Annotated in this window: 12 protein-coding genes; 3 read left to right on the top strand and 9 right to left on the bottom strand. The window is 64.6% G+C overall.

Going from position 1 to position 13407, the window contains the following annotated elements; translation table 11 throughout:
- Nucleotides 1-11: 11 nt before the first annotated feature.
- Together BCV67_RS00635 and BCV67_RS00630 are read left to right on the top strand one after the other, a co-directional pair.
- Nucleotides 12-2216, top strand: a complete 2205-nt coding sequence (locus tag BCV67_RS00635) for a DUF6923 family protein (protein WP_062165963.1) — start codon at nucleotides 12-14, stop codon at nucleotides 2214-2216.
- Nucleotides 2217-2507: 291 nt separating this feature from the next.
- Nucleotides 2508-3905: a DUF1254 domain-containing protein gene (locus BCV67_RS00630; RefSeq protein ID WP_197430051.1), complete on the top strand. Its 1398-nt coding sequence runs from the start codon at nucleotides 2508-2510 to the stop codon at nucleotides 3903-3905.
- Nucleotides 3906-3924: 19 nt separating this feature from the next.
- On the opposite strand, the gene BCV67_RS19380 is transcribed toward BCV67_RS00630, so the two are convergent.
- On the bottom strand, nucleotides 3925-4104 hold the full coding sequence (locus tag BCV67_RS19380) for a hypothetical protein (RefSeq protein ID WP_082746438.1): 180 nt from the start codon (nucleotides 4102-4104) through the stop codon (nucleotides 3925-3927).
- Nucleotides 4105-4312: 208 nt separating this feature from the next.
- Here BCV67_RS19380 and BCV67_RS00625 point away from each other — a divergent pair, with 208 nt between their 5' ends.
- Nucleotides 4313-4594 (top strand): DUF3247 family protein, encoded by a 282-nt coding sequence (locus BCV67_RS00625; protein ID WP_062165960.1) that lies wholly within the window; start codon nucleotides 4313-4315, stop codon nucleotides 4592-4594.
- 548 nt (nucleotides 4595-5142) lie between these two features.
- Here BCV67_RS00625 and BCV67_RS00620 read toward each other — a convergent pair.
- From BCV67_RS00620 to BCV67_RS00585, 8 genes are all read right to left on the bottom strand, one after another.
- Nucleotides 5143-6717: an SDR family NAD(P)-dependent oxidoreductase gene (locus tag BCV67_RS00620; protein WP_062165956.1), complete on the bottom strand. Its 1575-nt coding sequence runs from the start codon at nucleotides 6715-6717 to the stop codon at nucleotides 5143-5145.
- Nucleotides 6718-7162: 445 nt separating this feature from the next.
- On the bottom strand, nucleotides 7163-7705 hold the full coding sequence (locus BCV67_RS00615; RefSeq protein ID WP_062165954.1) for a lipocalin family protein: 543 nt from the start codon (nucleotides 7703-7705) through the stop codon (nucleotides 7163-7165).
- 8 nt (nucleotides 7706-7713) lie between these two features.
- Nucleotides 7714-8787, bottom strand: coding sequence for an SAM-dependent methyltransferase (locus BCV67_RS00610; RefSeq protein WP_062165952.1), 1074 nt, complete (start codon nucleotides 8785-8787; stop codon nucleotides 7714-7716).
- Nucleotides 8784-9569, bottom strand: a complete 786-nt coding sequence (locus BCV67_RS00605; protein WP_062165950.1) for a DUF1295 domain-containing protein — start codon at nucleotides 9567-9569, stop codon at nucleotides 8784-8786. Before BCV67_RS00605 ends, BCV67_RS00610 begins: the two co-directional genes overlap by 4 nt.
- Complete coding sequence (locus BCV67_RS00600) at nucleotides 9566-10111, bottom strand: DUF2878 domain-containing protein (protein ID WP_062165948.1); 546 nt, start codon at nucleotides 10109-10111, stop codon at nucleotides 9566-9568. Before BCV67_RS00600 ends, BCV67_RS00605 begins: the two co-directional genes overlap by 4 nt.
- A gap of 1 nt (nucleotide 10112) precedes the next feature.
- A complete protein-coding gene (locus tag BCV67_RS00595; protein ID WP_062165946.1) occupies nucleotides 10113-11369 on the bottom strand; it encodes an SAM-dependent methyltransferase in 1257 nt (418 codons plus the stop codon).
- Nucleotides 11366-12133, bottom strand: coding sequence for a DUF1365 domain-containing protein (locus tag BCV67_RS00590; RefSeq protein WP_062165944.1), 768 nt, complete (start codon nucleotides 12131-12133; stop codon nucleotides 11366-11368). Before BCV67_RS00590 ends, BCV67_RS00595 begins: the two co-directional genes overlap by 4 nt.
- Entirely contained in the window at nucleotides 12130-13407 is a 1278-nt protein-coding gene (locus BCV67_RS00585; protein ID WP_062165942.1) for an NAD(P)/FAD-dependent oxidoreductase, read from the bottom strand. The genes BCV67_RS00590 and BCV67_RS00585 overlap by 4 nt, the downstream gene beginning before the upstream one ends.

Below are 13407 nucleotides of genomic sequence, written 5' to 3'. Positions count from 1 at the left end.
GGACAGATGCCATGACCATGACCCGTATGCAGCAGCTTCCGCCCGGCGATGCCCGCCCACCTTTGCTGCTGCGTCTTTGCCAGTTGTTGGCGTTGTGGCTGTTGTTGCTGGCGTTGGTGTCGCCGGCAAAGGCGCAGACCAGCGCAGGGGCCGAGACGGGCGACGGTGGCCTGCTGCTGACCATCAGCAACAGCCCGGCGCTTGGCGCTGCCGATCTTGCCGATGACCACTACCGGCCGGGGAGCGACATCACCTATCAACTGCGCGCCGCCAACAACGGCCCCGCAACATTCCGCGGGCGCCTGCAAAGCAAGCTGCCCGCTGGCATCACCCGGGCGCAATGGACATGCCTGGGCGATGGCGGCGCACGCTGCCCCGCCGCGCAGGGCAGTGGGGCAGTCGATGCGATGGCCCATCTGCCTGCAGGCAGCAGCGTGAGGTATCAATTGACGATCTCCGTTCCCGCCGACTATCCGGACCTTCATCCATTGCTTGAGCTGGAGGCTGCGTTGCAACCGGTGGAAGGCAGCACCGCGCCACGCCTGAGCGTGCGCGACAGTGACAGCGCGCAGGCCGACGCCGGTGTGCCGGCGCCGACCGCACCGACAACCACGGCCACCGACAACACCAGCACACGCACCGCCGCTGATCGCGCCACGCCGCGCGCAAATGCGGGCCTGCAATCTTCGCCCAGCGGCCTGCGTTCGGGGCTGGGTGGCCCGCGGACGCTCGCACTGGGTGGTCCTTTCGCCCAATGCAGCCCGGACATGTTCATCAGCCAGGCCCCGAGCGGTCAGGACAACACCACGCTGTCGCGGGTCGATACCAGCTCCGTACCGTTCACCCTCGTGCCACTGGGTACCGGCAGCGTGCCGTATAACGCGGTTGGTTACCGCCCAGCCGACAACTTCCTGTATGGCATACGCATCGGCACGACCAGTCTGGTGCGCATCCACTCGGACGGCTCCACCGAGGTGCTTGGTGCCGTCAGTGGCCTGCCGGCGCCGACCAGCCCGCCGGCAAACAACAGCTACAACGCAGGCGAGATCGGTACGGATGGGTTTCTGTACGTCAAGACCCAAAACGTGGTCAGTGCGATCTATCGGATCGACCTGACCACGCTGCCCGGCACTGCAACCCGCATCAACCTGATTGGCGGCACCGTCAGTGGTGCGGACATGGCATGGATAAACGGGCGGCTGTACACGGTCAACCAGAACGGCACGGTTGCATGGATCAATCCGAGCACCGGCCAGGTCACCACGCTGCCGGTCGCCAACGGCACGCTGGGCAACGTCGGTGCATTGTTCGGCACGCCTACCGCCTTGTATGGCTCGCGTAATGACCCGGGCGGCTTCTATGAGTTCGACCTGACCACGGGTGCGGGAACACGCTTGTCCGGCTCGCCGGTGGTGGGCAGCAACGATGGCGCCCACTGCGCGTCAGCTGAAATCACGCTGGGGGTGGATGTTGGCGTGACCAAGACCAACACCCCGGCACAAGGCCCCAATGATCTTCCCAGCGATACGTACCTGCCTGGGACAAACGTGGTCTACAGCATCGTGGTCAGCAACCGCGGCCCAATCGGCGTGCAGAACCTGCGTGTGCAGGATGCGTTGCCGCCGGGAATCACCACCGCCAGCTGGACCTGCCAGATAACCCAGGGCGCGGGCGAGTGCGGGCAAAGCAGTGGCAGCGGTGCCATCGATGACCAGCTGGATCTGGAGTTCGACGAGACCACCCGGACTGTTGCCCAGGCCACCTATACCTTGACCATGGCAGTGCCGTTGGCTTACCCGCAGAGCCATCCCATGCTCACTAATACCGCCACCATCACCCCGCCAAGCAACTACACCGATGCCACGCCCAACGACAACACCGCTACCGATACCGATCCGGCGCCGCAGACAGATCTGTCAGTGGTCAAAACCACGCCCAGCGCCAGCGTGCGTATCGGTGACACCATCAGTTACACGCTGACTGCCAGCAACCTTGGCCCGGCCGATGTCAGCAACGCCATCCTCAGCGATACACCCAACGGCCGGCTGGATTGCCTCAGCCCGACCACGCCGCCTACCTGCAGCGCCACGGGCGCGGCGTCGTGCCCGGTCTCGCTGAGCCGCCCGGCCTTGTTTGGAACCGGGGTGATCATTCCCAGTTTGCCGGCCAACAATGGCACGGTGGTGGTCACCGTCAGTTGCCTGGTCATTCCCTGAATGCCGGCGCGGATTGCCAGCGGGTGATGCGCGCGGCGTAGATTGCCGCGCAGCCAGGGATGCGTTCGATTCCGCGCCCTGGTTGGCGCCGGGCAGTAGTTTTACCGCGGGGTGATGCGTTGAATTTCGGTTTCGTTGAACGCCGTGCCGATCGTACTCTGGCACCGCAGCGCGTGGATTCAACGGCTGATCGGCAGGTGGAACCACGGCTGTCAGCCGTGTCGGTAACGCCGCCTTCAAGCCGGGCAATCGGTGCCTGCTCAATGCCCCTATTGCAGCTGGAGATGTAGCGTGAACAAGGTCGGCGTTCTTCCTCCCGCCGCTGCGGGCAACGCAGCAGGCGCAATGCGCATCACCGAGGCCTATGTGCGCATGATCGCGTCACATGTCTACTTCTGGGCATGGCCAATGGTGAATATCTACAACCGGCGGTTGGTGTTCGACAAGGCGCCGAGACCGGGGCTGATGAACGGCGTGCTGCCACTGGCGCCGTTGAACACGTTGTCGATGCTGCACGACTATGTACAACCCGAGCAACGCTGGGTGGCATGTCCCAATCAGGACGTGGTGTATGGCGCCGGTGTCATTGCCCTGGATAGATCACCGGTGATCGTGCAGGTGCCGGACTTCGGTGGCCGTTTCTGGGTCTACCAGGCAGTGGATATCCGTACCGACAGCTTTGCGCGCATCGGGGCGATGTATGCGACCAAGCCGGGTTTCTATCTGCTGGTTGGGCCGGACTGGCAGGGCGACGTGCCGGCGGGAGTGAGCCAAGTCTTTCGCGCCGGCAGTGACACCGGCATGGTGGTCCCGCGCGTATTCCAGGATGACACCGATGACGACCGCCGCGCGGTACAGGAGGTGATCGCACAGATCGACCTGTATCCGCTTGCGCAGTTCGACGGAACGATGAAGCGCCATGATTGGCGAACCCTTCCGTCCTTCGCGCAGCCCGGCAGCAACGATGCCGGCGGTGAGACCCAATGGGTGGTGCCACAGACCTTCTTCGATCAGCTGCCGCCGGTGCTGGCCGACGCACGGCCGCTTGCAGGTGAGCAGGCACTGTATGCGCAGGCAATGGCGCTGCTGGCGGCAATACAGCAGGCCCCGTCACTGAAGGCTGCCGCCATCGACGCGGTCAGCCGCGCCGACGCCGAGGTGATCGGCCCGTTGCTGCAGTTCCGCAACTGGGGCCTGCCACGCGGCCAGCATTGGTCGACGGTGGACAATGGCGCAGCCTTCGGCACCGACTATTTCGCCCGCACGGCGGTCGCCCGCTCGAACATCCTGGTCAATACCGCCCGCGAGACCAAGTACCTGTATCAGGACCTGGACAGCGAAGGCCAGCGCTTGAACGGCGCACACCGCTATGAGGTGCGGTTCGCGGCCGGGCAGACACCGCCCGTTGATGGGTTCTGGTCGCTGACGCTGTATGACGCGCACCACTTCTTCGTGCCCAATCCGCTTCGGCGCTATTCGCTGGGGACCAAGAACAAGACCTTGAAACTGGAAAGCGATGGCACGCTGGTGATCCATCTACAGTCCGCTTCGCCCGGCAAGGAGCGTGAGGGTAACTGGTTGCCTGTCCCGGACGCTGCCGATTTCTCGCTTTACCTGCGTGCCTACTGGCCCAAGCCGGAGATTCTGGATGGGCGCTGGGCGCCGCCGGAGGTCCGTCGTATCGCTTGAATCTCCGCCAAGCAGTGACCTATTTCGGCGCTTTGGCTGGAATGAAGGGCGACACCGGGTCACTGGCCGGGAAGGTTTCTTCCAATGCCTCGTCCTGATTCTGGCTTTCGTGTTGCTTGCGTTGCTCACGTTCCCGGCTGGGCTCCGGGGTCTGGCGGACCTCGGAGGGGTCTGGCGGATCCTTGCGATCTCTGGTCATTGTCGAATACCTCGCAGTGGGCGGCCGAAGGAGGGTCAACACGTGGCTGCCGCCGGCAACCGCAAATCTGCGCCAGCCCGCGATAAGAGCGTGTCGAGATGCCGCGCCTGCACGTGAAGACTTTGCAGTCCCGTCGCCGGTTGCGTTTATGCGTGCTTAGCGCCGCTGGAGTTACGGTCTGGCTGTATTCACTGCATTGGAGCTAGCCATGGCCCGCACAGCGCCGCGTGTTCATACCTCGCAGGAGCGCATCAATCAGCTCAAGCTGCTGCAATCGGCACTGGATGCCGAACTGGTGATTGAGCTGCGGATGACCGATGGGCGCCTACTGCAAGGCACCGTGGTCGAACGGCCTTCGATCCAGCAGTTCCGTGGTCCACATGAGGAAGAAGGGACCAATGGCCAGCTCGCACTCGACATTCAGGGCAAGGGCGTGCAGCTTTTGTGGCTGGATGAAGTGGAAGGATTCACCCGCCTGGGCAGCAATTGAAACCAGCGGAACTGCGAGAGCGGCGCTGAATCCGGAGTTCCCGAGGGTTGTTCAGGGGCGGCAGCATACGCAACCCAGCCACCCTGCAACGCGGCCATGGAGCCGTGCGGATCCAGTGGGATTTCTGGCGCGAACTTCTGTTGCTCGATGGCAGGCCAATTGCACATGCGCGCCGCAGCAGCCTGCTCTTGCGGCCATTCGGCCCATGCCTGCAATCACCAGGCACGCCCCGCATTCACAGTGCCTGGATGGCCCAGGTGGCAACCGCGCCGAGACTGATGCAAAGCAGTGCCGCCTTGGTGGACAACGGGGTGTAATGGCGGCAGTGACGTTTCATTGCGATTGATCCGTTGGCTCCGACAGGTTCCATCCTCGCCGACGTGCAGTGAAAAGCGCGTCCTCAAGCGACTGCATGCGTATGTATTGGCCAAGGTGCCTGTGCGCCAATGGCGGCCAGCGCATTGCCCGTTATGGGCGGGACAATGCGTTGACGGTATTCGAGCACGCAGCAGGTGACGGCGCTGGACATGCAGCCCAACGCCTCGGCCTCACCAATCGGTGGGCGCGTAGTCCTTCAGGAACTGCCCCCACACATGCTCGCCGGTGTTGAAGCCATGGATGATGGGGTCAACGATGCGTGCGGCGCCGTCGATGATGTCCAACGGCGGATGGAAGCGTTCTTCCTGCACCTTGCGGGCGGCCAGGCCTGCCGGATCCTCGTCGGTCACCCAGCCGGTATCCACGCTGTTCATATGGATGCCATCGTTCTGGTAATCGGCGGCGGAGGTGCGCGTCATCATGTTCAGCGCGGCCTTGGCCATGTTCGTATGCGGATGGCGGGTGGTCTTGAAGTTGCGGTAGAACTGGCCCTCCATTGCCGACACGTTGACGATGTGTTTGTCGCGCTCGGGCGTGGCCAGCATCAGCGGCTTCAGCCGCGCATTGATAATGAAGGGGGCGATGGCATTGACCAGCTGTGTCTCCAGCAGCTCCACCGACGGCACCTCGGCCATGCGCAGGCGCCAGGAATTGCTGTCGCGCAGATCGACCTGCTGCAGATCCTGGTCCAGGCGCCCATCGGGGAACAGATGACGCTGGCCCAGCAGTTCATCGGCCAACAACGGCACCTGCGACAACTCGGCGGCGCGGGTCAGCCCATCGGCGCCAACAGCCTGAGGCGATGGCAACGCAGCGGCTGCAGTCACTGGCAGCAGATCGGCACTGCGCAGGCCTTCGTAATTGCCGATCAGCTTGCGGATGGTTTCGGGCAGGGTCTGCACGGCAGCGGTTTCGCCGGCCATCATGTGTGCGTAGAACTGCGGCGGCCGGCGCACCGTCTGGCAGGCATTGTTGATGATGAAATCCAAACGCGTGCGGGTGGCCAACAGCTCGCTGCAGAAGGCTTCCACGCTGGGCGTGTGGCGCAGGTCCAGCCCATATACCTGCAGCCGGTGGCCCCACACGGCGAAGTCGGGCTCTTCGGCGTAGCGTGCCGCAGAGTCGCGCGGGAAGCGCGTGGTGACGATCAGCTCGGCACCGGCACGCAGCAGCTTCAGGCCGGCCTGGTAGCCGATCTTGACCCGGCCACCGGTCAGCAAGGCGACGCGGCCGTGCAGATCTGCCGTCTCGGTGCGCTTGATGTAGTTCAGATCGGCGCAGGCCGGGCACATCTGGTCATAGAAATGGTGCAGCTGGGTGAACTTCTGCTTGCATACGTAGCAATGGCGCAGTTCGGGCGAGTGCACGGGCTCTTCAACTACGGCTGCACCTTCACCGTTGTGCGCGTCGTGCAGACCAGCGGCATGCGGCGGAAAGTAGTTCGGCGTGCTGAACACCGGCTTGCGGCGCAGGGCGCGGATGCCGGTCTGGTCAAGCAACGCCTCGGCCTTGCGTACCTTTTCCTGGTGGCGCTCACGGGCCTGCTTCTTCAGCATCTGCCGGCGGGCCTTGGGCTCGGGGTGGAAAACCTTGGCTACGACCTGGTGCAGGCGCACGCGGTCAGCCTCGGACAAGGTGTCGAGCATGCTGCGATCCGCCTCGATCGCCTCCAGCAGGTCCAGCGCTTCGCGCAGGCGGTCTGCCAGGGGCAGGGCAGGGTCAACAGGTGTGGCGATGGTGTTCAAATGACAATCCGGAAAGAGCGGCGGCAAGCCGTGGATGGACAGCAGAGCGGTGACCGCCTCGATGCGGGTCCATGCTGTAGCAGGCCGGGAGCGCGTGGCCGAGGGCAATTGTCCCAGATATCAGGGGGTTGGCGCCAATCTGCGGCCACCAGGGGCGGCGCAGGCCGGTTTTCGCCGTTAAGTGCGGCGAGGGTTCAGGCTGGGCGCGCAGCGGGTGCCGGGAAGCCACGGCGGGCAACACGCCTGCGATTGGCGTTTGGCCCTGATTCGCGCCGGCCATCTGGCTTTGAAAGCGAACACCCGCGCGGGCCGTGGGAGCACATCGGCTTATGGACTGTCGCTCGTAGATGAACGGTTGCGGCCCGGCTGCGCGCAGTCGCCAAATGCCGGGCCCGGCAGTGCGGCGCTGTAGCCCATTGGTGGGCGATAAGTGCCCGCCAGCAAGCTAGTTCGAGGTGCGCTTGGACTGAGGTACGCGGCGCAGTTTGCTCACGTCATAGCCCATTGCCTGGATGCGCTGAACGGCACTTCGATAGTCGGCTTCGCTGACCTGCGGGGTGCGCGCCATGTACCAGACGTAATCCCGCTTGCTGCGCGCAACAATGGTCTGCGCGTAGTTGTCATCCAGCCAGGCGATCACGTACTCCGCCTTGATCGGCCAGATGAACTGCATGCCCCAGATGGCACCACTACCGTGCGCCTCCACCGTGCCGATCGGATGCATTGTCTTCTGCGCCGCATCGAAGCTGCCATTGCGGTAAGTGAAGGTGGTCTGGATGCGCCCATTCGGGCGCAGCGCGTAACGCTCCACCGCATCGAAGGCCTTGCGTTCAGGCCGTGACGGGATGTGTGCGATCACATACCAGTCGCCCATGAAGCGGGGCACGTCGACCGAATCGGGGCGCGGCAGCGGCCGCGTTTCGGTGGTGCTGCAACCGCTGCCGAACAGGGCCACGGCCAATAGTGAAAGCAGGGGAATACTGCGCATGCTGCACCTCATTTGGGCCGGAAAAGATAGTGCGCCACCAGCCATTCCTGGCCATCCGCATAGCCGAACAGTTCCGCGCAGGCCATCCAGAACATCCGCCAGCGTTGCCACCAGATCTTCGCGTCAGCCTGCCCGTAGGTGGCCTCCAGCACCGCCATTACTTCCACCCGCGCCGCATCCTGGTTGGCCAGCCAGAGGTTGGCGGTGCGCTGGTAGTGCCTGCCGTCCAGCAGCCAGCGTTTTTGCAGGTGCAGGTCACGCTGGAAATGCAGCAAGGTGTCCGCTGACGGCATGAGCCCGCCGGTGAAGAAGTGGCGGCCCATCCAGTTGTCGCCGCCCTCGGTCTCGAACGGGTACATCTGCGTCCGGTGGGCGAAGATATGCACGAACAACGCACCGTCAGGCTTCAGCCACTGCGCGATGCGCGACAGCAGGCGCTCGTAGTTGCGTACGTGTTCGAACATCTCCACCGACACGCAGCGGTCGAAATGCGCCGCGGAGAATTCCAGCTGGTTCACATCGCAGGTCAGGACCTCGACGTTGTGCAGGCCACGCACGTCGCATTGGGCAAGAATGTGCTCACGTTGGCTGTGGGAATTGGATACGGCGGTGATCCGCGCGTTCGGGTAGTGCTTGGCCATCCACAGCGTCAATGAGCCCCAGCCGCAGCCCAGCTCGAGGATATGCTGGCCATCGCCCAGCCCGGCACGTTGCGCATAGAGCGTCAGCATTTCCTCTTCGGCCTGGTCCAGGCTCTCCTCGCCGGTGGGGAAGTAGCAACTGCTGTACTTGAGCTGTTTGCCGAGGCAGGCCTGGAAGAAGCCGGCGGGCACTTCGTAGTGCTGGCGGTTGGCCGCATCCACATGCAATGCCAGCGGGCTGCTGGACAGCTCGGCGATGCGCTGGCTGAAACGTTCCGACTGCGCCTCGACGCCACCTTCGGTTTCCTCCTGCAAACGCAGCGTGCACAAGTGGCGGATACCTGCACGCAGTACGGCATCGGGCACAAGCCCACGTTCGGCCCAGGCCACCATGCCGGTCTCGGCATCCGTGGTGGGGTGCAGCGATGCGCTGTCGGTCATGGCGAGTGCTCCTTGGAAGGCTGCGGGAACCAGGGGAAAAACATTGGCGTACTGCGTTGGTAGGCGCGGTAGTCCTCGCCACGGCTGCGCAGTGCCTGCTTCTCGGTGAAGGGGATGCCGCTGAGATAACGCAGAAACAGGTACATCAGAACGGGGCCGGCCCAGGCCAGCCACCACAGTGGCGAACCCACCGCCAGCAGCACGTAGGTGAACCAGTGCAGCCATTCAAAGAAGTAATTCGGATGTCGCGAGTAACGCCACAAGCCGTCGCGGCAGGTGCGCCCACGGTTGGCCGGATCGGCGCGGAAACGCGCCAGTTGCCTGTCGGCCAGGGATTCGCCGGCAACGCTCAGCAGCCACACGGCTGCCGCGGCAGCAAGCCAGGCGTGGATGTGCGGGTTCGGATTCACCGCCACCGCGATGAAGGGCAGCGCGAACAGCAGGATCAGCATCGCCTGTGCCATGAAGAAGCCGAATATCTTGCCCTGGTGCCCCTGCCAGTGCTCGCGCAGGTAGCGGTAGCGCCCGTCTTCCTCCTCGCTGCGCACCCTGTGCCACAGATGCAGCGCCAGCCGGCTGCCCCACAGCCCCGCCAGCACACCCAGCGCGATACGTGGCAGCGCTGCGCCGTCGCCCAGCAGCGCCAGCAACACCGCCGCCATGGCCAAGCCCAAGGCCCACAGCACATCGACAATGCCGATATTGCGGCGCCGGCGTTGCCACAGCCAACCCAAGCCCATCAGCACGACGGCAGCGGCCAGCACCCAGATCAGATCTTTCATGGCGTCACTCCACCCGCAGGGCGAAAGGTTGCAGTGCGTGACCAACGCCGCGCCGCGCCGCAGAGCAAGGGCAGGGCGAATCCCCAGCACAGGCTGAGCAGGAGCACGCCGTGCCATGCCGGCGGCGTGAACCGCACCGCGTCGAAACCGCGCGCGGCGGAAAGATACGCAAGTGGCGCCAGCAGCAAACCAAACAGCGCAGGCAGTAAAGTGTGGCGTTGCAGAAACGCCATCGAGCCGGTGATGGTCATCGCGAATGACGCCCACAGCGCCATTATCCAAGGCGGTGGTGCCCAACCCAGCGGCGCGGCGGCATAGCGCACGCTGCCGGTGGCCGCTGCCAGCCCATCCACCAGCCAAGCGCAGACCAAGGCCAGCGCCAACAGCCGCAGATCCACGCGCGGTTGTGCCGAACTGGCCAGCTGGCTGCCCACATAGAGCGCTGCCGCCAGCAGTGCCGGCCATTGCCAGCCGCGCCCGGCACCGGCCACGGCGCATAGCCAGACCAGTTGGTTGCCGAGCAGGTTGGCCCACATGCGCATGTCAGCTCCGGCCCATCGCAGTGTGGTCTGGCCGATGACCCGGGCGCGCCAGCAGCAGGTGCGAGACGCCGATGGAGCGCTCCAGGAAGCCGCCTTCGCAGTACGCGAGGTAAAACTCCCAGGAGCGGCAGAAGCCTGCGCTGAATCCCTGCGCCTGTACTGCGGGCAGTTGCGCCAGGAAACGTCGGCGCCAGGCGCGCAGGGTCAGCGCATAGGAGTGGCCGAAGTCCTGCTGGGCAATCAGCTGCAGGTCGCTGGCGCGGGTCTTGGCGGCGATGATCGCATTGATGGAGGGGATGAAGCTGCCCGGGAACACATAGCGCTTGATGTAATCCACGCTGGACCGCGCCTGTTCATAGCGGTGATCCTCGATGGTGATGGCCTGCAGCAGGGCGACGCCGGTGGGCTTCAGCAGGCGCTGCAGGGTGGCCATGTAGACGTCCAGGTATTCAGCGCCGATAGCCTCGATCATCTCGATGGAAACGAGTTTGTCGAACTGCCCCTGCAGGTCACGGTAGTCCTGCATCAGCAAGGTGATGCGGTCCTGCAGCCCGGCGGCCGCGACACGCTGGGTTGCCAGTGCGTGCTGTTCTGCCGAGATGGTGGTGGTGGTGACGTGGCAGCCATAGTGCCTGGCGGCGTGCAGGGCAAAGCCACCCCAACCGGTGCCGATTTCCACCACGCGGTCGCGCGGCTGCAGGTTCAGCTGTTGGCAGATGCGGTCCAGCTTGCGGGTGGACGCAGCCTCCAACGTGTCTTCGTCGCTGCTGAACAGCGCCGAGGAATACATCAGGTCCGGTGACAGGAACAGTGCGAAGAAGTCATTGCCCAGATCGTAATGGGCGGCGATATTGCGCCGGCTGCCTTCGCGGCTGTTGCGACGCAGGCGGTTCCAGCCACGCAGCAGCCAGCCACCGACACGTGCCGGCCCATGTTCCATCGCGTCGAGCAGCTCGCGGTTGCGTACCAGCAAGCGCACCAGCGCAACCAGGTCGTCGCAGTGCCAGTCACCGTGGATGTAACTCTCGCCGGCGCCCACGCTGCCCTGTGCGGCGACCTTGCGATAGAACGCCGGGTTGTCAATGGTGACCGTGACCTGCAGCGCACCGGGCTCACCCAGCAGCACTTCGCCGCTGGCATCGCGTACGCGCAACTGTCCCGAACGCAGCGGCGCCAGCTGCGCAAGCAGCCGCCGGCGCAGGAACAGATCAAGCGCGCTTGGGCGGGGCAGGGTGATCGAAGGGCTCATCTCGTTCATCGGGTTTTCTCTGCGGGGGACGGATGGTCGTAGACAGGGTTGCCCTTCAGCCACAGGCGCAATGCCTGCCAGTGGATGGCAGCAGCTACCTGCACCGTCATCAGTGGATACAGCGCCAGCACACGGGCCAGGCCGCCACCATCAAGCGGGCGGCGCTGCATCTGCTGGGTGGCGTCGAACTGGCGTATGCCGTCCTTCCACACCTGCATATGCACACGCAGGTCCTGCGCCGGCGCGTTGAAACGCCAGTCGTAGCGGCAGTTCATCGGCATGAAGGGGGAGACGTGGAAGCATTTGTCGAACTGCCAGCGCAGCGCATTGCCTTCATGCGCGGCAGTGGCGACCGACAGTACGTAGGCATGGCGTTCCTTCCACGGCGTATTGGTGATGTCGGCCACGATGCAGTCCAGCGTGGTGCCATCGGCCTGGTAGCAGTAGTAGAAGCTGACCGGGTTGAAGACGTGCCCACCAAAGCGCAGGTGCGTCAGCAGCCGCACGGGGCCTGCCGGGCGATAGCCGAGCAGCGGGGCAGCGTGATCGCGCACGGCGTCGGCCAATGGCTGCGCCGGATCGCCGAAGTAGTCGCTGCGGCGGAACTCGGCCAGGTTGCGGCGGTTCACTGACCACAGCCAGCGCCCGTCGAACACCTCGTCCAGTTCATCCAGATCGAGCAGCAGCTGCGCCACCGGATAACGGAAGGCATGCGGCTGCGGCAGATGGCGGCGGTGGATCACCTGCCCGAAGTAGAGCGCGCTGGCACTCATGCGAGCACCTCGGAGTGGCGCTGCTCGGCGCGATGCGGGGTGTGGCAGCGCAGCGCATCAACCACGCGCCTGGCGCTGCGGATGCCGTCTTCATGGAAGCCCCAGCCCCAGTAGGCGCCGGCAAACCAGGTGTTGCGCCGGCCCTGCAGTTCGCCCCAGCGCTGCTGTGCGCGGACGGCGGAGCCATCGTGCACCGGGTGCGCGTACTGCAGCCGCCGCAGCACTTTGGCCGGGTCGATGGCAGCGCTGCGGTTGAGGGTGACGATCAACGGGGTGTCGCCTGGCAGGCCCTGCAGCAGGTTCATGCAGTAGCTGACGGTGCACGGTGCGGTACGGTCATCGGGCACGTGTGCGTTCCAGGCCGCCCACGCCTTGCGGTTGCGCGGCAGCAGCGTGGCATCGGTATGCAGCACCACCTCGTTCTGCTGATAACGGATGGCGCCGAGCACGTCGCGTTCGCTGCGATCGGCATCGGCCAGCAAGGCCAGGGCCTGGTCACTGTGACAGGCGAGGATCACCTGGTCGAAATCCTCGATGCCGGCGACGCTGTGCACGCGCACACCGTGGGCCAGCCGCTCGACCTTGTTGACCGCGCAACGCAGGCGTTCTTCGACCTGCCAGCGCCGGCGCAGCGCTTCCACATAGCGTGCCGAGCCACCTTCCACCACGCGCCAGGGTGCGCGGCCGGTTGCCTGCAGCATCTGGTGGTTGGCCATGAACTGGACCAGATAGCGCGCCGGGAAGTCCATGATTGTCGCAGTGGGCGAGGACCACAGCGCCGAGGCCATCGGCAGCAGGTGTTCCTCGACGAAGGCTTCGCCGTAGCGCTTGCGCCGCAGGTATTGGCCCAGTGAAGGGCCTTCTGGCTCAGACAACAGCGAGGGAGCGTCGCGGTAGAACCGGCGCAGATCGGCAAGCATGCCCCAGAACCGCGGCGAGACCAGGTTGCGCCGCTGGCAGAACAGGCCGTCGAGCGAGGTGGCGTTGTACTCCACGCCGCTGCGCGCACTGTGCATGGAGAAACTCATCGTGGTCGGTTTGGACGCCACACCGAGTTCATCGAACAAGGCAGTCAGCAACGGATAGTGCAGCTCGTTGAACACGATGAAGCCGGTGTCCACGGCCATGCGGACTGCGTCCACCTCGACGTCGTGGGTATGTGTATGGCCGCCAAGATAATCATTGGCTTCGAACAACGTTACCTGGTGCTCCCCGTCCAGCCACCAGGCGCTGGCCAGACCTGCGATGCCCGAGCCGATGATCGCGATGCGCAT

This window comes from Stenotrophomonas nitritireducens, assembly GCF_001700965.1.
GTDB lineage: Bacteria > Pseudomonadota > Gammaproteobacteria > Xanthomonadales > Xanthomonadaceae > Stenotrophomonas > Stenotrophomonas nitritireducens_A.
Note: the sequence above shows the minus strand (reverse complement) of the source record. Positions and strands in the feature narration are given on the sequence as shown.